Origin of the sequence: Alishewanella sp. HH-ZS, assembly GCF_001704375.1 — a bacterium.
Taxonomy (GTDB): Bacteria; Pseudomonadota; Gammaproteobacteria; order Enterobacterales; family Alteromonadaceae; genus Alishewanella; species Alishewanella aestuarii.
Genome location: NZ_LZEJ01000054.1, coordinates 1 through 18560 on the forward strand (window position 1 = coordinate 1; position 18560 = coordinate 18560).

The 18560-nt window shown below is 51.7% G+C and carries 15 protein-coding genes and 1 tRNA gene; 6 read left to right on the top strand and 10 right to left on the bottom strand.

Annotation, left to right across the window (positions count from 1 at the left end; all coding sequences use genetic code 11):
* Window positions 1-195 precede the first annotated feature (195 nt).
* On the bottom strand, window positions 196-2364 hold the full coding sequence (locus A9165_RS15155) for a M3 family metallopeptidase (RefSeq protein ID WP_065956511.1): 2169 nt from the start codon (window positions 2362-2364) through the stop codon (window positions 196-198).
* Window positions 2365-2539: 175 nt separating this feature from the next.
* Complete coding sequence (locus tag A9165_RS15160) at window positions 2540-4450, bottom strand: PAS domain S-box protein (RefSeq protein ID WP_065956512.1); 1911 nt, start codon at window positions 4448-4450, stop codon at window positions 2540-2542.
* 148 nt (window positions 4451-4598) lie between these two features.
* Here A9165_RS15160 and A9165_RS15165 point away from each other — a divergent pair.
* Both A9165_RS15165 and yjjJ read left to right on the top strand, forming a co-directional pair.
* A tRNA-Arg gene (locus A9165_RS15165) sits at window positions 4599-4675 on the top strand.
* Window positions 4676-5457: 782 nt separating this feature from the next.
* Window positions 5458-6771: a type II toxin-antitoxin system HipA family toxin YjjJ gene (yjjJ, locus tag A9165_RS15170; RefSeq protein WP_065956513.1), complete on the top strand. Its 1314-nt coding sequence runs from the start codon at window positions 5458-5460 to the stop codon at window positions 6769-6771.
* Window positions 6772-6919: 148 nt separating this feature from the next.
* Here the strand turns inward: yjjJ and A9165_RS15175 are convergent, their stop codons facing one another.
* Window positions 6920-10993: a DEAD/DEAH box helicase gene (locus tag A9165_RS15175; protein WP_065956514.1), complete on the bottom strand. Its 4074-nt coding sequence runs from the start codon at window positions 10991-10993 to the stop codon at window positions 6920-6922.
* A gap of 82 nt (window positions 10994-11075) precedes the next feature.
* Here A9165_RS15175 and A9165_RS15180 point away from each other — a divergent pair, with 82 nt between their 5' ends.
* Complete coding sequence (locus tag A9165_RS15180) at window positions 11076-11297, top strand: hypothetical protein (protein WP_008609459.1); 222 nt, start codon at window positions 11076-11078, stop codon at window positions 11295-11297.
* Window positions 11200-11622, top strand: coding sequence for a cytochrome b (locus A9165_RS15185; RefSeq protein WP_255365745.1), 423 nt, complete (start codon window positions 11200-11202; stop codon window positions 11620-11622). Before A9165_RS15180 ends, A9165_RS15185 begins: the two co-directional genes overlap by 98 nt.
* Here A9165_RS15185 and A9165_RS15190 read toward each other — a convergent pair.
* Window positions 11619-12491 (bottom strand): DMT family transporter, encoded by an 873-nt coding sequence (locus A9165_RS15190; protein ID WP_008609457.1) that lies wholly within the window; start codon window positions 12489-12491, stop codon window positions 11619-11621. The genes A9165_RS15185 and A9165_RS15190 overlap by 4 nt on opposite strands.
* 137 nt (window positions 12492-12628) lie before the next feature.
* Between A9165_RS15190 and A9165_RS15195 the strand changes: the two genes are divergently transcribed.
* Window positions 12629-12958, top strand: coding sequence for a hypothetical protein (locus A9165_RS15195; protein WP_008609456.1), 330 nt, complete (start codon window positions 12629-12631; stop codon window positions 12956-12958).
* A gap of 225 nt (window positions 12959-13183) precedes the next feature.
* Here the strand turns inward: A9165_RS15195 and A9165_RS15200 are convergent, their stop codons facing one another.
* The 4 genes from A9165_RS15200 to A9165_RS15215 all read right to left on the bottom strand — a co-directional run bounded on the left by A9165_RS15200 (window position 13184) and on the right by A9165_RS15215 (window position 15311).
* Window positions 13184-13372, bottom strand: a complete 189-nt coding sequence (locus A9165_RS15200) for a hypothetical protein (protein ID WP_008950880.1) — start codon at window positions 13370-13372, stop codon at window positions 13184-13186.
* Between the two features lie 241 nt (window positions 13373-13613).
* On the bottom strand, window positions 13614-14114 hold the full coding sequence (locus A9165_RS15205) for a hypothetical protein (protein WP_065956515.1): 501 nt from the start codon (window positions 14112-14114) through the stop codon (window positions 13614-13616).
* Window positions 14107-14826, bottom strand: a complete 720-nt coding sequence (locus A9165_RS15210) for a hypothetical protein (protein WP_065956516.1) — start codon at window positions 14824-14826, stop codon at window positions 14107-14109. Before A9165_RS15210 ends, A9165_RS15205 begins: the two co-directional genes overlap by 8 nt.
* On the bottom strand, window positions 14817-15311 hold the full coding sequence (locus A9165_RS15215) for an RNA polymerase sigma factor (protein ID WP_008985285.1): 495 nt from the start codon (window positions 15309-15311) through the stop codon (window positions 14817-14819). Before A9165_RS15215 ends, A9165_RS15210 begins: the two co-directional genes overlap by 10 nt.
* Before the next feature lie 120 nt (window positions 15312-15431).
* Between A9165_RS15215 and A9165_RS15220 the strand changes: the two genes are divergently transcribed.
* Window positions 15432-16799, top strand: coding sequence for a S8 family serine peptidase (locus A9165_RS15220; RefSeq protein ID WP_065956517.1), 1368 nt, complete (start codon window positions 15432-15434; stop codon window positions 16797-16799).
* On the opposite strand, the gene A9165_RS15225 is transcribed toward A9165_RS15220, so the two are convergent.
* Together A9165_RS15225 and A9165_RS15230 are read right to left on the bottom strand one after the other, a co-directional pair.
* Window positions 16782-17717 (bottom strand): surface lipoprotein assembly modifier, encoded by a 936-nt coding sequence (locus A9165_RS15225; RefSeq protein WP_065956518.1) that lies wholly within the window; start codon window positions 17715-17717, stop codon window positions 16782-16784. The genes A9165_RS15220 and A9165_RS15225 overlap by 18 nt on opposite strands.
* A 51-nt stretch (window positions 17718-17768) precedes the next feature.
* Window positions 17769-18464: a cell wall anchor protein gene (locus A9165_RS15230; RefSeq protein ID WP_065956519.1), complete on the bottom strand. Its 696-nt coding sequence runs from the start codon at window positions 18462-18464 to the stop codon at window positions 17769-17771.
* Window positions 18465-18560: the final 96 nt, after the last annotated feature.

The following is an 18560-nucleotide window of genomic DNA, read 5'->3' on the forward strand; positions in this document are numbered from 1 at the left end:
CCGATGACAAGGTTCATTCCTTTATACACATTAAACATACAATACACTATAATGCTAAAGCGTTTGTTGTCAAATAAAAAGGCAGATTTCTCTGCCTTAATACACAATATACATAGTTCAATGTACTATATATAACAGTTGAGGCTTTTTTTATGCTGCTAAACCGCAGCACAGTGCTGCGGTTTAGGCGGGGTATTAATCAATCTTGGTTTTCAGGCCGCGACGGATTAACAGCGCATCGGTAGTAGGTTCCTGACCACGGAAGGCTTTGTAAGACTCCATAGTTGGCCGTGAGTTACCCACCGCCAGAATGTTCTTGCGGTAGTGATCACCGTTCTCACGGGTCAGACCGCCATTCTTCTGCACATGGGCAAAGGCGTCAGCGGCCAGGATCTCGCTCCACATATAGGCATAGTAACCGGCTGAGTAGCCACCACCCATAGAATGTGAGAAGAAGTTAGTTTTATAGCGCGGCGGTACTGCGTTCAGATCCACACCATGCTTTTTCAGCGAGGCCGCTTCAAAGGCTTTTGGATCCTGCAGCGGGGCATCGGCGCTCAGCGTATGCCAGTCCATATCCAGCAGGGCCGCAGAGATATACTCCAGCGTATCGAAACCCTGGTTAAAGCTGCGTGACCGCATAACTTTATCCAACAGATCGGCCGGAATGGCTTCGCCAGTCTGGTAGTGCTTGGCATAGTTGGCCAGAATTTCCGGATGTTGCGCCCAATCTTCTTCGAAGGTTGACGGGAATTCAACGAAATCGCGTGATACGGCGGTCATTGCCAGTGTTGGGTACTTCACGTTTGAGAAGATACCGTGCACACCATGGCCCAGCTCATGGAAAATGGTCGTAGTGTGGTCATAGCTGATCAGTGTGGGTTCACCCTCTGGCGCTTTCGGGATATTCATCACGTTTACCACAACTGGCTTCTGACCTGTCAGGTGTGATTGACCAACGAAAGAGCTCATCCAGGCACCGCCACGTTTGCCTTCGCGGGCAAAGTAGTCAGCATAGAACAAGGCAATGCTCTTACCGTCGGCGTCAAACACCTCATAGACTTCCACATCCGGGTGATAAACCGGCAGATCCGGGCGTGGCTCAAAGCGGATACCATAGAAGCGGTTCATATAGTAGAAAGCGCCGTCTTTTAATACCCGGTTAAATTCGAAGTATTTTTTCACTTCGTTTTCGTCCAGATCGTACTTCGCCTGGCGCACAAATTCAGCATAGTATTCCCAGTCCCACGGCTGTACTTCAAAATCACCGCCTTTTTCGCGGATCATCGCCTGAATGGCGGCTTGTTCTTGCTGGGTATTGGCTACTACAGCCGGAACCATAGAACCTAACATGTCATAAACCGCTTGCGGGGTTTGTGCCATATTGGTTTCCAGGGTGTAGGCCGCCCAGTTGTCATAACCTAACAGCTTGGCGCGCTCGGCGCGTAACTGAGCTAAGCGGGCAACGATAGCCGTGTTGTCATTTTCACCTGACTGGGCGCGGTTTGCTGAAGCTTCCCATACGCGCTGGCGCAGTTCGCGGTTATTCAGCGAGGTTAAAATTGGCTGGCGCGTGGTATTGGTGATGTTCAGTAAAAACTTACCGTCATGGCCGCGCTCTTTGGCTGCATTGGCCGCAGCAGTAATTTGTGCCTGTGATAAACCATCCAGCTCTTCAACCGTATCGACGATCACGGCGATATTGCGGGTTTCCGCCAGCAAGTTCTGGCCAAACTTGTTGGTCAGGGTAGAGTGTTCTTCGTTCAGGGCGCGAATAGCGGTTTTTTGCTCTTCGCTCAGCTTGGCACCAGAACGGACAAAACGCTCGTAGTACACTTCAACCAGACGTTTGGATTCAGCATCCAGGCCCAGATCGTTACGGGCGTTATACACGCTTTCGATACGGGCGAATAACGCCGGGTTCAGGCTGATATTATCTGAGTGAGCAGCCATACGCGGCGCCAGCTCGCTTTGAATTTTGCGACGCTCTTCGTTGCTGTCAGTGCCGGTCAGGTTATAAAACACCCGTGATACTCGGGTTAACAGCTCGCCGCTTTTTTCCATCGCCACAAAGGTATTCTCAAAGGTGGCGGGCTCCGGATTATTGGCAATGGCTTCAATTTCAGCCATATGCTGCTTCATGCCTTCTTCAAAGGCTGGCAGGAAGTGCTCGTCTTTAATTTCAGCGAAGTTTGGTGCTTCAAAAGGTAAGGTGCTCTTTTTGAAAAAAGGGTTAGTCACTGTCACCTCGGCAACGGCTGGCGCGGCAGCCTGATTAGCTTGTTGAGTAGGGGCCGTATTGTCAGAGCAGGCACTGAGCGACAGCACTGCACCAATGGCAGTAGCAAGCAGGGTTTTACGCATTTCTTATCTCCGTGGATAGTTCGGCTAGTTATTGTTTTCGGTACCGCAGGGCGGCGGGTTACAATGCTGCAGTATGCCGTAAAAACCGCGGCTGGCACGGCAGTTTGCAACCAAGTGCCAACAAATTAAGACAAAAGCCCCGGCAGTGCAAATTTTTAGCCCGAAAATGCCGGTTTTAGCTGTTTGCCAGCGGCAAACGGATAAAAAAGCGGCTGCCGCTGGCCAGGCGCTGATAGCCAATGTCGCCATGCATTTTGTCGATCAGCTGCTTGCTAATCGCCAGCCCTAAACCGGTGCCGCTCTGGGCACGGCTACTGGCACTGTCGGCCTGAGCAAAGCGCTGAAACAGCATTGACTCAAAGGCCGCCGGTACTCCTTTGCCAATATCATCCACCTGCAGTTCCACCTGCTGTGAATGCTTGAGCAGTTGCAGGGTAATAGGTGTATCCGGCTCAGCAAATTTCAGGGCGTTGGAGAGCAGGTTAAGGCATACCTGGCGCACCCGGGCTTCGTCGGCCAGCACCGGATAAGTGGCGGCATCGGCTGTGAGTTCGAATTGCCGCTGCTGGCTGCTTGCCAGCTGCTGGCTCAGTTGCTGTAGTAGCGGTAACAGGTCAAAGGGCAGTATTTTTAACGGCATATTACCGCTACTGAGTTTTTCAAAATCCAGTAAGTCGTTAACTAACTGATGCAATTGCCGGCAATTGTTTTGCGCAATCTCCAGCATTTTTTGCTGCTGCGTCGATAACGGGCCCAAAGCGCCACCTACCGCCAGGCTCAGGGCGCCATTAATTGAAGTCAGTGGCGTGCGTAGCTCATGGCTGACAGTGGCAACAAAGTCATTCTGCAGCTGCTCGATGCGTTTGCGCTCGGTAATATCCCGCAGTACCAGCAGTTTATAATAGTGTGCCTGTGGCATCGGGGTATGAAACAACAGCAATTCGAAGCTTTGACCATCGGCCCGCAAACCCTGACATTCCAGTTGTTGCTGCTCCGGGTTCGTCTGCTGCACCTGCTGTTCAATTTGCTGTTCAACTTGCTGGGCATTGGCGAGTAAAAAGCTCCATTTTTGCCCCAGCAAGGCGTCGGCTTTGTAGCCAAAAATCCGGCTGCAGGCGCTATTAGCGGTTTGGATCCGGCCACTGCGATCGACAGTGATAATGCCGTCCAGTACATTGTCATAAATACTGCGTAGCCGCTGCTCGCTCTCGGTCAGCGCATCACGGCTTTGTCGCAAACGGTATACTGTGGCCAGCAAGCGGCTGAGCAGATACAAAATACAGAGCGCAGTGGCATATAAACCAAGCCGCAGCAACGTCAGGCGACTACCGGTAACCGGGGCTTCTTTTACCGCCATTTGCCACTCAGCCCCGCGGATCGCCACATTTAACTGCAAACTACGCGGGTTAAACAGTTGCTGCTCGCCAAAGAATGCTGGTGTTACTTCGCCTTCTGTCGTCAGGCCGCGTAGCGCAACCTCTATCCCTAACTCTTTGGCACTGTTGGTCAAAAGCTGCCAAACTGGTGCCAAATCAATCACGGTACTGATAATGCCCCAGTAGCTACCATCTTCCAGATACAGTGGATAGCGATAGATAAAGCCACGGCCACCCTGTACCAGATCCAAAGGGCCGCTCAATAGCGCCCGGCGGCTACTAATCATACTGGCGATCGCCGGCCATTGCAGCGGTAAGTCGGGGTAATACAGATTAATGGCCTGCTCATTACCGGCCAGCGGATAGACATGCTGAATACGGTTGCCGGGGGCGATACCGATATTGCGGATATAAGATGATTGCCTGACCAGACCCGCCAGCAGGATATCCAACTCCTGTGCTTCTAACTGTCCGGATTTGGCCGTGAGGTAACTGGCTAAACTGGCCGTTAGGTACAAAGGGATATTCAGCTCTTTTTCCAGCCGGGTTCGCACCTGATCCGCTGCCGCCAATTGTTGTTGCTGACTCAGGGCACTGAGCCGCGCCTGCTCATTACGCAGTAACAGCTCGACACCGGCAATCATAGCCAGTGTTAGCAGTACCAACAGTAAGCGTTGCCAGGTATTCAGAGGGGGCAGTGGGGTTTTCATAAGCCGGCGTGTCCTGACCGCAGTAGCAAAGTACAGATTATAGGCAGTTGCACCGATATTCAAATGCCAGCGCGTCTGTTCGCCTAAAAAAGCAACACAGATACAATAGACTTACGCCGCAAGGCTGTCTATAATGCGCGCTCTGGATGCACCCGTAGCTCAGCTGGATAGAGCGCTGCCCTCCGGAGGCAGAGGTCTCAGGTTCGAATCCTGACGGGTGCGCCAAACGTCAAAACCGCCATAGGGCGGTTTTTTCGTTTGTGGACCTTGTCGGATGAGAGCCTGTCGTTCGACAAAACGGCAGGAAAGCCGTTTTGGACGTTGCGTAGCAACGCCCGCAGGGCGAGGTACAGGATGTACCGAGTCAATCCTGACGGGTGCGCCAAAACAAACAACCAACCGCCATTTGGCGGTTTTTTGTTTTGTGGTACTCGCAGATTTGAACCTTCTTCGACACCAATTTGCCTGGAGCAAATTGGAACAGCGCAAGCTGGCCCCTCTGGGGCGAGTATCAGGATGATACGAGTGAATCCTGACGGGTGATCCATATAAATCAACCACTTACGCGAAAGCTAAGTGGTTTTTTTGTGCCTTGTGACCATCTGGTGACCATTCAGTTTTCATGAAACAAACTTAACCAGGTTTTTTGATCTCTGCTTGTTTTAATATGTCTAAAACTTAGTAGGCAAAATAAGCTAATATTTCATCCTAAGACTTAGCGGGGCAACTCTGGTTAAGTAAAGTTGCTCTAATGCTTCTGGAATTGTCATTTCTTCATTCTCTCTCAGATATCGTTCAACTTGCTTATGAACAAAGACGATACGTTGTTTTTGCCTGCGGTATTTTTCCATCTAGTGAGATCCTTAAATTTAACGTCTGATTTCGTAAGGTAGCTAAACTCTGAAGGTATACGTCAGCTATAAATTTACTAATTATTGATGCAAATATTGATGCGGTAATTGTGGTAAGCTTTTATAGGACACTGAAATTAAGAGTTTTAAAGAAATATGCCTAGCTCAGCTATTGATGCAATTGTTGATTTTTTACGGCGTGAACCTGCAAGTTCAAGCGAAATCGCCAGCTTTTGTGGTTGCGATCGTTCAACGGTGACACGTCATCTGAAGCGACTTGAAAAGCAACTCGTTACGACAGGCCGTGCCCGCTCTACACGTTATTATTTACGCAAGGGAACAGGCGCTGAGTTACCACTTTATCGAGTCACTGAGGCTGGCCAAGCAGAGCTTTTTGGCACTATGGTCGCAGTGATGCCGCGAGGCTACATTGTAAATACACATCATCACGCCGAGTTTTGTTACTACGATGATTTACCTTGGTGGATGCAAGATTTAAGACCTCAGGGGTTTCTCGGCCGAAATCTCGCCAAGGCGCTTTTCAGAAGAGAGATTGTTGACACTGAAGATATTACTTACTGGAAAGATCAGGATATTTTTAACGCGTTATTGCATGCCAAAGGTGATACACCGGGAAACTTACTGATCGGGACCTTAAGTTATCAGGAATGGCTACAGCATGAACCGATAGCAAGATCTGAAGGTGATTTTGTGATGCTGGCAGAGCATGCCATGTCAGGAGAAGTAGTGGGTTCTTCTGCCGGTGGCGAGCAACCTAAGTTTTGCGCTTTTGTTGATGGTAAACACCGTCTGGTTAAGTTCACTGAACCGGTTATCAACGCGAACAGTCAGCGCTGGGCTGATTTATTGGTGGCAGAGCATCTTGCTTTAAACACCTTAGCGAATGATGGCATTCCAGCAACCTGTTCTAAAATTGTCAGGCGTGAACAACGCACATTTTTAAGTTGTGCGCGTTTTGACCGAATAGGCGAGATCGGACGCAAAGGTCTGGTCTCCTTGCGTATGGTAGAGATGCAATTTGTCGGCAAGCCAGCGGAGTGGCCAGTGATAGCGATGCATTTGCAGCAGGATAGACATATCACTGCTGAAGAGGCAGATACAATCTCCGTGATTTGGTGTTTCGGCCGTTTGATTGCGAATACAGATATGCATACCGGTAACTTATCTTTTTTCTACTCAGCAGAGGGGGGGCTTACTCTGGCACCTGTATACGATATGTTACCTATGGCCTTTGCGCCTTTACGCAGTGGCGCTATGGCATCTCACCATAACTTAACCATTAACGCGATTGCTCAAGGCAAACACTGGCGACAAGCTTATATCCTGGCTGAGCGGTTTTGGGATGACTTAGCCAATCATGTTGAAATATCCCCAGATTTCAGGCGTGTCGCCGAATCGATGCGACTTGAACTTAAGACTATAAAGCGGTTGGTGGATAGGATGGCATGATTAACATAATGGACGCGAACCGGCCAAAATAGTTGACGCCGAACACTCCCATTTGCCATAGCGCGACAATTTCTATAAGCCAGTAGCGCATTAATAGCGACCAGCGCACCGGCCAGCCGCTGCTAACAAAACCGCCATTGCATCTAGGCTATTGCGCCCGCAACAGCTGCAGTAATTGCTCGGTGCTTAAACGTGCTGCCATATCGCCACCTTCTAACAACGAATCGGCGAGCTCGCGTTTTTGCTGGTGCAATGCCAAGATTTTTTGCTCGATGGTGTTTTCAGTTACCAGCCGGTAAATGGTTACCGGCCGGGTTTGGCCAATACGATGCGCACGATCTGATGCCTGATCTTCTACTGCCGGGTTCCACCAGGGATCAAGATGGATCACATAATCCGCTGCGGTCAGGTTTAAGCCGGAACCTCCCGCTTTTAAACTAATCAAAAACACCTCGCCCTCGCCTTGTTGAAAGGCATTGACTCGTTTTTGGCGTTCGGCCACCGGCGTACTGCCATCCAGATATTGATAGCGAACCTGTTGCTGTTCCAAATACTGCCGCACCAGTGCCAGATGATCAACAAACTGACTGAATACCAGCACTTTATGCTGGTTATCCAGAATTTCAGTTAAGGTTTCTGCAAATACCTGTAGCTTGCTGCTGCTTAACTTATAATCCGGCACGACCAGGCTGGGATTACAGCAAAAACGGCGCAGCTTCATAATTTCAGCCAGCACTTGCATCGCTTGGCCGCCCTCGGTATTAGCAAGTTGCTCTATTGCTTGTTGGCGTAACGCTTCATATAGATGGCGCTCATCGTCGCTAAGCTCAACCGCTAGGGTGATTTCGGTTCTCGATGGTAACTCGGTTAATACCTGAGTTTTGGTACGGCGCAGCACAAAGGGGCTAAGTAGTTTCTTTAATAGGGCGCGGGTTTCAATGTCACCCTTTTCAATCGGTGTAGCGAAGCGTCGGTTAAATTGCTCCTTACTGCCCAGCAAGCCTGGATTTAAGAAATTGAATAAGCTCCACAGTTCGCCAAGATGGTTTTCTATTGGTGTGCCGCTAAGTGCCAGCCGGAAATCAGCGTTAAGTGCTATCGCGGCTTTCGCTCGCTTGGTGCTATCGTTTTTAATGGCCTGTGCCTCATCCAGTACCAGTGTGTGCCATTGCACAGCAGTAAATTGCTCAGAGTTATTTTGCAGCATGCCATAGCTGCAGATCACCAGATCAAAGGGACCGACGGTAGTGAGATCACGGTTATCATAGAACCAGTGGATCTTTAAGGTTGGGGCAAAACGTGCAGCCTCAGTTTGCCAGTTATTGGCAACCGACACAGGCGCCACAACAAGCGCAGGACCTTCTGCGGCACGTTGTAATAACAGTGCCAGAGTTTGCAGGGTTTTGCCGAGCCCCATATCATCCGCCAGGCATGCGCCAACGCCCCAATGTGCTAACTTAGCTAACCACTGAAAGCCCTGTAATTGATAATCACGAAGCTCTGCCTGCAAGGTGTTTGGTAACGCTGGCTGCAATTTCTCCATCTGCTGTAGCCGCTTAACTTGCCCTTGCCAGGCTTTGTTGCTGCTAACGTGTTGCGCGTCTTGTGTAAGCTCGGCAACAAAAGGTGCCGTGAAGCTACTTAGTTTTAGCTCACCTTGTTTGCCTGGGTTCGCCAGTGCAGCGATATCTTTTAACTGTTTTCGGAATGCCGCACTCAGTGCGAGGTAGCCCTGATCGGAAAGGGGAATGAAACGGCTACTCGTTTGTTGTACCAGTTCCAGTAAAGTTTTTAATGAAAGTACCTTATCTTGGTCTAAGACTAATTCACCCTCTATCTCCAGCCATTGGCCTTGCTGGCGAATGTTCATCCGAAAATCGCGTGTATCAGCTTTATTCGTGATTCTAAAGGGTTCGCCCTCAGGCCAGACCAGGCTAAAGTGCTCGGCAGGTAAATTCTGTAGCTCGCTTAATAATTCCAGGCAATGTTCTGGCTCGGGCAGGAGCCATTGGCTGCCATCAAATTCGCTTTGCTGCAGGCTGGGACAGGTTAAATTCAACGTCGCCAGATGCTGCTGCTCTGCTTTCAGGTTGCGTTCTGTCTGCACTGGCTCGCCAGCCTGCTCACCTACCAGCAAGGCATTGCCTTTGCCGGGGCTAAATAAAGCGCCACCATCTAGTGGTTGCACCAATGGCTGTAACCTCAGGCCATCCTGGTAACGCGATAAGTAAAGTTGCAAAGTCGAGTTGGGTGCTATGGCTTTTAGTGCACTTGGCAGGCTAACGGCATCGGCTTGTACCGGGATGCTGGGCGCTAATTTACTCACCGTGGCCAGCAATAGTTCTTTTCCGGCAGCAGGTACGGTTAATCCCGGACCAATAATTTGCATTATTTGCGTAATCTGCGGGCTAAAGTCGTAAACCAGTATTTTATTCGGCCCGGCCAGCTGCCAATTTTGGTCGCTATATGCCGCTTCTTCCGGTTCCAGGCTAAGCTGGTACTGTTGCTGATGTTGTTTTACTTGCAGGTAAAAGGTACCGGCCTCAACCTGAATGGGTGTATCCGGTTTACCCTCCCAAAACACTAATGGGTGCCCCACTAACTGGCGTAGCGCTTTTTCAGTATCAATTTCATAATTTAGCGCGCCATAGTACCCCTGATACATCGGCTCAATACAGGCGATCACTTTTTTATCTGCTGCAGTAACAAAGGGGAGCTTGTCATCTTCCTGAGCCAAACGCTTTAGCGCGACTACGCGGCCAGCCGACCATTGCCCTTTAGCATTGCGTTTTTGTTCGCGCGGCTCGATGCTGGTGTAAAAATTATTAGCCTGCACAAACCAGCATAAGCGGCTACTTTGGTTATCAGATGACGTGTTTTTTGTGTTTTGGGTGAGCAAATTTAACGCATTAAGCGCGCGCTGCCATTGTGCTTCTTTTTGCATTAACTGACAAAGGGGCTGCAGTTGCCGTTGTTGGTGCCAGTCTGGCCATAAGCGGTTTTGCCCATAGGCAGCCGCAATGACGGCATCCAGCTCGGCGGCAACCCAGCTATAGCCGCGGGCCTGATATAACTCCCGCATCCTTAGTAGCTTAGTTTCAATGACCTCTGACAAGGCATCCTGCCAAAACAGCGCCAAAATGTAGAATAAGCCATCTAAACCAAACGGAATCATATCCGGCTCCCAGTCCGGGCGATAGTGATTGGTGGACGTTTGTTCTAACTCATCAACCAAGCGCAGCCATTGCTGGTAGCAGATGCCGTCGTTAAGTTGCAAGCCGGTTTTGACTTGTGCTTTTAGGCGTTTATGACTCTCCGGAGTGGCAGATCCCAGATACGCCAGCATCGCAAACCAGCCGTCAAGATGTCGGATCTGAAGTTTACGTTTACCCAAATGTTTTTTAAGTTGCTTCTCCAGATTTTCTAACGCACTAACGGCCTCGGTGGTTTTGCCTTGTAACACCAGCATAGCACTATGCAGAAAGCCTGAGTATTGTCCAAGATCCGGGGCCTTGGTTTGGAGCTGGTCGGTAAGTAGCAGATACCAATGATAGAGTTGTGCCACATCGCTATCATGCGGTACGCGCTGCAGGTACGCCTCAGTTGCTTGATATAAATGCGGACAATCGGGTAAGCGGTAGAGCGCCGTCAGCATACTATGTAGTATCACAGAGTGCTGTATTTCCAGTGGCATGGCGCTGAAAAAGGCGCTGCCATCTGCCGGATCGGTCATAAAGCATAACGGGTAAAGGCCACCATCGGGCTCGGTATCAAAATACCCATCGCTATGATGCAACAGGTTGGGATAGTTGCCTTGTAACATATCCAGCCACATCTGGCGGCGGTAGTAGCTGCGCTGCTGTTTAACATAATAACTGCGGTGATTGCGGCTGATCCAATCCCTGGCTTGACGCTGCCATGCCATGCTCTGGCTGTGTTGTTGGACGTAGCTAAATACGTTAAATAATGTGGCAAGATTATCTTGAGTATTGAGTTGATAACCTTCTTTGGCAGTTTGCTGAACCCAGCCCTGTGCTTTCAGGTTTTGCAGCGCAGCTTTGATATCGGCAGACGTTAAGGCTTTACCGCTATCCCCTCTGGCTCCGGTTAGCCGGATAATATCTAACCATTTGCTTTGTGCCATGGGCTCTTGTAACAAGGCCATCATAATAAGCAGCGCGCGTTCTAATTCAGGTAGTGAAGCAACAGCAGTACGTTTCATAAAGATTTGGTGTGGATGATAATTAAAAATGGGATGATATTACCACTACACTCCCGCACTTATTACAATTACTTGGTGTCAGATGCCCCATTTTATCGTTGATAACAGCAGCGACTTTGCTGAGCAGGCGAAACAAAAAATTGCCGAGTTTAATGCGCAGCATTGGGATGCCAGCAAGCGCCAGGCCTTGGGTTTAAAACAACTTAATGCGAACGGCGAAGTGGTGGCGATGCTGGCCGGGCGCACCTTTGGCAACTGGTTTTATCTGGAATCCTTCTGGTTGCACACCAAAGTTGCCGGATAGTGTGCCGAAACTGCAGCAACTTGCAGCGAAACTCACGCAACTTGGCTTTTACGGTTTGTTAATTGTAATGCCGTTGTCCGGTTATTTAATGCAAAATGCAGCCGGTCGCCCGCTGGAGCTGTTTGGATTGTCGCTGCCATCCTTGCTCAATACCGATTTAGCGTTATATGGCCTGTTGCGCGAAATTCATGGCTGGGCCGCACTGCTGTTAGTGCTGCTTATTGTGGTGCACATTATTGCCGCGCTCTATCACGGTCTGATCAAGCGGGATGGGGTGTTTAGCAGTATGGTCAAAGTGTCCGTTACTGCTAACCGCAAACCCTAAGCCCACATCACTGCGATGGCTGCCAGGACTATCAGAGCCAGGCCACCGTGATCGGTTCGTTGCAGCTTTTCTTTAAAGAAAAAGGCGGAGATCAGCAGCATAAACAACACTTCGACCTGGCCCAGTGTTTTTACCAACGCGACCGATTCCAGGCTCATGGCGGTAAACCAGCCAATTGAGCCGATGCAGCTGCTGATACTGATCAACAGAGTCAGCCGCGGGCGTTGCCACAGAGCCAGCAAGGTGCTGCGCTCGCGCCACAGCAGATAGCTGAGTAAGATCAGGGTTTGCAGTAAAATCACCACCAACAGCACCCAGGCTGCACCGTGTGGGAAAGGTAGCCCCAGCGCCAAACTGGCTTGCCGCACCCAAAGCGAGGTTAGCGCAAAGCTTAAGCCACTGCTGATGCCAAGTAATAACACCGGCCACGATAGCTGTCGCCAGCTGGCGCCGCTTAGCAAGAATACGGCTACCGCACCCAGTAGTACCCCGACCCAACCCAGCAAACTTAGCGATTCACTAAAAAAGGCGACTCCCAGGATCGCAGCCAGTATGGCTTCACTTTTCGCCAATCCGGCGCCAATGGCGTAGTTGCGCAACTTAAACAGTTTGACCATTAAGGCGGTGGCAATAATTTGCGCAACAGCGGCACCGACAATAAAAAAAACAAAGCGGTGGTTGAAGGTAGGCAAGGCCACGGGTTGCCATTGATAAAGACCCGCCAGATACAACGCTGCCAGTGGCGAAGCCCAGATAAAGCGTGCCAGCGTCACGCCAGCGACACTGACGTCTTTACTCAACTGTTTTTGAAACGCATTGCGCCAGGCCTGCATAAAGGCTGCCAGCAAGGTAAAGGGGATCCAAAGCACTGCAATTACTCATAAGACGTCAAGAGGGCTATGCTAACCGATGTTGCACTAACACAGAAGAGAGCGGTCTAACTTTGCATCAGCAACGTATCTGGTTGTAAGGGTCATTTGCCATAGCCACGCCAAAGGAGGCTGAAATGTTTATTCTGTTAACAGCCTTGTGCTGTACCGCAGTACTGTATGCGCTTTATCAGACGCTGGGTAGCTTTTGGGCTGAGCGGCATGCCTACCAACATGCCCGCCGTCATGCTCATAAAACCCTGCATGATCAGGTATTGCGTCAGGCATTGCAGGAAGCGGATGCAGCCGGATTAGGGAGTACTTTTCGTGCCTATGTCAGTGGGGTGATGGTAGTGACTGGTCAGGTCAGATTACAGGTTGGCCAGCTATTGTGGATCTTTGAGCAACTGGAGCAGGGTAAACGCTTTGACCCGGCGCAACCGGTACCCCGTTTTACCAAAGCCTGACGCTGCTGGGGACATGACCGTTTTACCGCGCCTGTGTGTGTACTGGTCAGACCGGTACCGGAGTGCGGTGGATAAGTTCATGGAACTGCCACTGAGGTGTCACAAAAAGGTCATGGGGTAGGGATAACATAAGCAGAGTAGTGGTTACCTCTACTTCCTTCCTGGATGTTTACCCAAGTGGTTTTGGTTGGGGGCAAATGCCCCCAACATTTTTCATTATTTTAATTAAGCGAAATCCTGGCGGGAGCTAAAGCGTTCCGGCTGGCTACTCAGTTCCTGAATGATCTGCGTAATTTCTTCATCTTCCAGTAACACTTCCTGTAAATGCGATGCAATTTGCTGCGGGTCGCAGCCAGCTTCCTTCAATTTAAAGGCAAAGTTTTTATGTACTGTCAGTACGAATGGCGAGGTCATATGGCACCTGTTGGGTTAGCTTGGGAGTCATAATTTGGTCAAAAAATGCGCTAGCGTCTAATGAAAAAATTCCGCACTTTGTGCAAAAATTAAACGGAAAAAGCATTGCATAAAATGCAGCTGGCGCAGTGCTGCGCTACGCCAATCTGGCTGCCTATGTTATTTCCAAGCCGTGAGGGCGCTCCGGTGCGGTATTTACAAGCCTGGTCAGAGCTCGCCATTCCGGCAGCGACAACAAGGGTTAGTGACGATGTACGCTTGCCGGATAAGCGCCACGTTCCGGCATCACGCCCTTACCCATTCTGATCTGCAGCACTACCTCGACCTCATTACGCTTATCCAGGCCGATACCGGCTTCATATTGCGGGCGATGAACAGTACGGGTGCGACAGCCCAGCAATGAGCAGTCGCGCACCGTATCCTGCTGATAGCTAACGCCAAGCTGGCTGCTGTTATCGCGTTGCCGCTCCCGCAGCGTTTCCTGCTCAACCACGAGGTACCAGTCGAACCCTCGCTCAGCAGTAAGTTCGGCAGCACGCTGCATCGCATAAGCTTTGGCCCGCTCGCGATCCTCGCCACGGCTTTTAAAACTGACCCGGTAAAAATTATCGGCTATGCGCTGTTCGGTATAGCCGAAACCGCCGTTTAGTGCAGGCCGGTAATCCGGTTTGCTGCTACAGGCGGCGAGCAATAACACCGCCAGTAACAGCCAAGGTTTTGCTAAAAAGGACACCTTACTCATCATTACCTCCGAGCGGTGATTTTAAATATCGCTGTTCAGCCGTTGCATCTAATGCTTGCCCTGCCATTAATTGGTCCAGCATCGGATCCAGCAGCAGGGCGGCGCTGGCGGTGTGATAGCCGCCGGCCTGACGGTGCTGTGCCACCGTGATACTGGCCTGTTGCTGCCAGCCGTTTGTGGTACGACAGGCGATGGTTTCGGTAAGCTGCGTTGCACTCTGCAGGCTGACGTAGCGGCAAAACTCTCCGCTGTGATTAATAAAACTCAGTTGTGGCGTTAACTGCTGATCCTGCACCTGCACTTGATGGCCACTTGGCGTGCTATCGAGGGCGACCGCCAGTTGTGTGGCGAAGCTATTGCCACTGCCGGGGAGCCATTGCGCTACGCCATAGCCGGCAAGCAGTGCCACGCAAGCGACGGCAGCGGCATGGCGTTGAAGCTGCTGACTGGCGCGGCGCCACCACGGAAAGGGAATCACCTCTGCCGTTTCAGGCGTTGTTGCGCCGTGCAGCAGTGCGGTGATCGCCTCAGGAATAGGCGTTTGCTCAATTTGTCTGGCATGTTGCTGCACCAGCACATCCACCATGGCCAGGCTGGCGAGGCGATCCACTAAGCTTTCATCTTCCAGCAACTGCTGACGCACCAGGGCCATCTCAGCTTCGGATAGGCTGGCATCCAGAAAGCCAGATAACAGTTCATCGGTTAATTGCATGTCAGCCCCCCGGGTAATTTTAACTTGTTGGCGATGGCAAGCCGCGCTCTGGCCAGCCGGCTCATAATAGTCCCAGCCGGGATCGCCAGAACTGAGGCCGCTTCCTGATAGCTCATCCCTTCCACCGCCACCAGCGATAAAACTTCACGCTGCTCGGGCGGTAGCGTATCCAGGGCCTTACCAACCTGAGTCAGCTGAATATCATTTAATAGCTGCGCTTCGCCATCGGTTTCGGTCAGGGTTTCATACTCTACCTGTGGCTGGGCCGTCTGCCTTACGCGCCGTGCGCGGTATTCATCTATCCATAAATTACGGCAAATCCGAAAGGCCCACTGCGCCGCTGGCACACCATCGGGTGTTGGGTAGTCCAGCAAACGGACCAGAGTGTTTTGGGTTAAATCATCGGCATCAGCGCGGCTGCCCGTTAGCGAATAGGCAAAGCGGCGTAAGGCCGGGAGTAGTAATTGTAAGTCAGCTTTGGTCATAAGCGCTCTCCTTTTACCGGGATAACGGCTGAGGTTGACCTTTTATTCCAGCAGCAGGGAATTTTTTTTGACACCAGCCGTTAGCATGATACAAGTTATGCAAGTTAAAGAGGTGTGTTGATGAAAAAAACCTTAGTCGCAGCACTGTTTCTGGCCGGTTTGCCTGCTGTCAGCCCAGGGCAGGTAGTGCGCCCCCCTGAGCTGCCGCCGCCTCTGGTTGATACCTTAAAGCAACCCACCGGCGAGTTGTTGCGGCAAACTGAGCAACTGCAACAACAGCTTGCCGAGCAGCGCTTGCGCGAGCAATTGGCCGCGCTGGCGACCTTGCCCGACCCACTGCAGCTACCGGCGGTACAGGACATCCTGACCCTAAGCGGTGAACCACTCTGGCGCGAAGTTGAAGTGGAGCAGGGCTTTCGTGCCATAGAACGCGAGTGGCTATTGTTGCTAACCGCAGACGAGTGGCAGGCTTTGCTGCAGCGCTGGCCTGAGTTGGCCGGTTATCTGCAGCGACAACAGCCTTTACCCGCTTTGCAGCTAACGTTAGTGACATTAAAGGTGCCAGCTGCCCTTGATTCGGCGTCTGCATTAGCGCAGCAATTTAGTGCCGAGCTACTGCGTTACAGTGGGCGTAATCATTTGTACCAGCCGCAGCAGCAAGCCAGCACCGCAGCGCCGCAGGCCGCGGCTCAGAGTAAGGCCAGTATGTGCGATTGGCCGGTCAGCCTGGGAATGGTCGATACCGATATTAATACTGAGTTGCCTGCGCTGGCCGTGCAAAGCGGGCACTTTAATCTGGTGGCGCGGCGCTTTTTACCTGAACAGCTGGCAGCCAGTTATGCCCATGGTACGGCGGTGGCCAGTTTGCTGGCGGCGCGCGACCCGGCGATCACGCCGTTATTACCGCAATTAACGTTGTACAGTGCCGCGGCTTTTTATGCCAGCAATGCGGTGCAGCAATCCGCCAGTTTAGAGCACTTGCTGACGGCACTGGACTGGCTGGCGAGTCAGCCGCTGCAGGTGATTAACCTCAGTCTGACCGGGCCTGATAACCCGGTGCTGGCGTTACTGATCCAACAATTACAGGCCCGCGGACTAAGTTTGGTGGCGGCTGCCGGCAATGGCGGCCCTGCGGCAACCCCTTTATATCCGGCGGCCTATCCGGGAGTGATTGCAGTAACCGCAGTGGCACCGGATATGACTCCCTATCGTTGGGCTAATCAGGGCGACTATATCGATTTCGCCGCCGTCGGGGTAAGAGTAGCAGCACTGACCGCCAATGGTCAGGTGCAGCCACAAAGTGGGACCTCTTTGGCAGCACCGGTCGTCAGTGCTGCGGTGGCTTGCTGGCGGGCCGCACAGCCGCAATTAACGCATCAGCAGGTGTATCAGTTACTGATGCAGCAGGCCCGCGACCTTGGCGAGCCGGGTAAAGATCCGGTAACGGGGCACGGGGTGATCGAACCGCCGCTAGAAACTGAGTTGTAGCGACAGTGAGCCGCGACTTTCGGTGTAATCTGCGCTATCGAGGATGGACTGAAAATCACCGAACTCCAGTTTGCTGATCAGGGCAAAGTGCTCTGACAGCCCCAGTTGCCATTGCAGATCCAGCTGACGTTGCAAGTCGTTACGGGCAGCTGCAGTATTGGCCACACTATGGCTCTGATACTGGCGCCGGGCGACACGGGCGCCAAACTGCAGTTGCTGCGGCAAGGTCCAGGCGGTAAAGCGGGTCGACATTTTCAGTTGCACGGCCGGTGCCTGGTAACGGAACTCAGTGGCGTCGGCGGCCTCCCAATCGTAACGCAGGCCCAAGCTGATAAAGCGCTGACCATCAGCACTAAACCAGAAACTGTCGGCACTAAGGCTACGTGTTTGGGCATCACGGCCATTGATATTATCGAAACGCTTTTGGCCAAGTATTAGTGCCGGGCGCAGATACCAGGTATCACTGGCACTGTGCATCGCGTAGAGACTGCTTTGGGTTAAGGTTAAAAAGGGAGCAGACGCCAAGCGTGCATCGGCATGGTACAGGTTGATGCCTAAGCTGGTGGCACCCAATTGATACTGGCTGTCTAAAAAGGCCAGCTGCAATCTGAGATTATAGTCGTCCGCATTTTGATACTGTTTATCCTGCAGCGAATAGCCAGCAAACACTTGTAGCTTATCAGTGGCTTGCCAGCTGGCATTGACATCGGCTTCCAGCAAACGGGCATTATCGGAGCGGCCACTGGCTTGGTTTAATTCACTGACATTGACGTTAGATTGATATTCTAACCCCGCCCGCACCTTAGCGGAAAAACCCCAGGCCGGTGCGGCGGACTCGGTAGTTTGTGCCGCCAGCGCCGGGGTAAGCAGCAGGCTCAGCAGGGCGGTAGCGGGCAAAGTATGGCGAAAGCATAACATGGGAATACTCCTGCAAAAGCGAGCCCTGCAGCGGGCAGGGCCCGGCGCATATTACAGACCGGTGGTCAGCCGCAGGCTGTTCCGAACGGTGTTCGAGACTTCAGCGTTAACAGCCTGATTGACGTTTTGCAGCACTTCAGCACTGGCAGCTTGCTGCACCAACTGGTTGGCTGAACCCTGAACCTGCTGTTGCACTGCCTGGCTGACATTCGCAGTAACGGCCCCGGCCGTTTGTTGAGCGGCCTCTGCACTGCCTGACGCCAAACCTTGCACCTGAGAGCTCACCGTCAGCGCATTGGCAACGGTGCTGGCCGCATCAATACTGGCTACCGCCTCGGTTACCGTGGCAGTGGGTAGCTCAGGCAGAGCCGGCTGTGGCATAGCTTTGTCTGCCAGCAGGTCGGTTAAGCCCAGTGCCAGCTCACCTTCACTTTCAGTGTTGGTGTCGGTTGCTGCATCGGCGTTACCGGCAATGGTAGTAGGTACTGCAACGGTTTCTTCATCTGCTGGCTCGGAGTCAGCACCAGGCAGGGTATTGGGTGTGCTGACCGAAGCAGTGGCAGAGGCCTGGGTATTGCTACTTTGGCTGGCTTGCGCATTGGCAGAACCGCTTTGCGCCTGGCCAGCAGATGCAGACATCGCGGTTTGAGCCGATGTTTGAGTGCTGACACTCAGGCTAACATCCGCCAGCGCCAGGGTAGAAAAACAGGCTAAAGCAATTAATGATGGTTTAAATACAGTTTTCATGATCGTTTCCTCTTTTTGTCACACTGACACCGAGGTAACGGATCAAAACACTATTTTATTCCCGTTTTTTTGAAACTTATCCACAGCACTATATGA

Excerpts from the sequence above, each read along its gene's own strand:
- A9165_RS15155 (WP_065956511.1), bottom strand. The coding sequence starts at position 2,364 with ATGCGTAAAACCCTGCTTGCTACTGCCATTGGTGCAGTGCTGTCGCTC.
- A9165_RS15160 (WP_065956512.1), bottom strand. The coding sequence starts at position 4,450 with ATGAAAACCCCACTGCCCCCTCTGAATACCTGGCAACGCTTACTGTTG.
- yjjJ (WP_065956513.1), top strand. The coding sequence starts at position 5,458 with ATGCCTAGCTCAGCTATTGATGCAATTGTTGATTTTTTACGGCGTGAA.
- A9165_RS15175 (WP_065956514.1), bottom strand. The coding sequence starts at position 10,993 with ATGAAACGTACTGCTGTTGCTTCACTACCTGAATTAGAACGCGCGCTG.
- A9165_RS15180 (WP_008609459.1), top strand. The coding sequence starts at position 11,076 with ATGCCCCATTTTATCGTTGATAACAGCAGCGACTTTGCTGAGCAGGCG.
- A9165_RS15185 (WP_255365745.1), top strand. The coding sequence starts at position 11,200 with ATGCGAACGGCGAAGTGGTGGCGATGCTGGCCGGGCGCACCTTTGGCA.
- A9165_RS15195 (WP_008609456.1), top strand. The coding sequence starts at position 12,629 with ATGTTTATTCTGTTAACAGCCTTGTGCTGTACCGCAGTACTGTATGCG.
- A9165_RS15200 (WP_008950880.1), bottom strand. The coding sequence starts at position 13,372 with ATGACCTCGCCATTCGTACTGACAGTACATAAAAACTTTGCCTTTAAA.
- A9165_RS15205 (WP_065956515.1), bottom strand. The coding sequence starts at position 14,114 with ATGAGTAAGGTGTCCTTTTTAGCAAAACCTTGGCTGTTACTGGCGGTG.
- A9165_RS15210 (WP_065956516.1), bottom strand. The coding sequence starts at position 14,826 with ATGCAATTAACCGATGAACTGTTATCTGGCTTTCTGGATGCCAGCCTA.
- A9165_RS15215 (WP_008985285.1), bottom strand. The coding sequence starts at position 15,311 with ATGACCAAAGCTGACTTACAATTACTACTCCCGGCCTTACGCCGCTTT.
- A9165_RS15220 (WP_065956517.1), top strand. The coding sequence starts at position 15,432 with ATGAAAAAAACCTTAGTCGCAGCACTGTTTCTGGCCGGTTTGCCTGCT.
- A9165_RS15225 (WP_065956518.1), bottom strand. The coding sequence starts at position 17,717 with ATGTTATGCTTTCGCCATACTTTGCCCGCTACCGCCCTGCTGAGCCTG.
- A9165_RS15230 (WP_065956519.1), bottom strand. The coding sequence starts at position 18,464 with ATGAAAACTGTATTTAAACCATCATTAATTGCTTTAGCCTGTTTTTCT.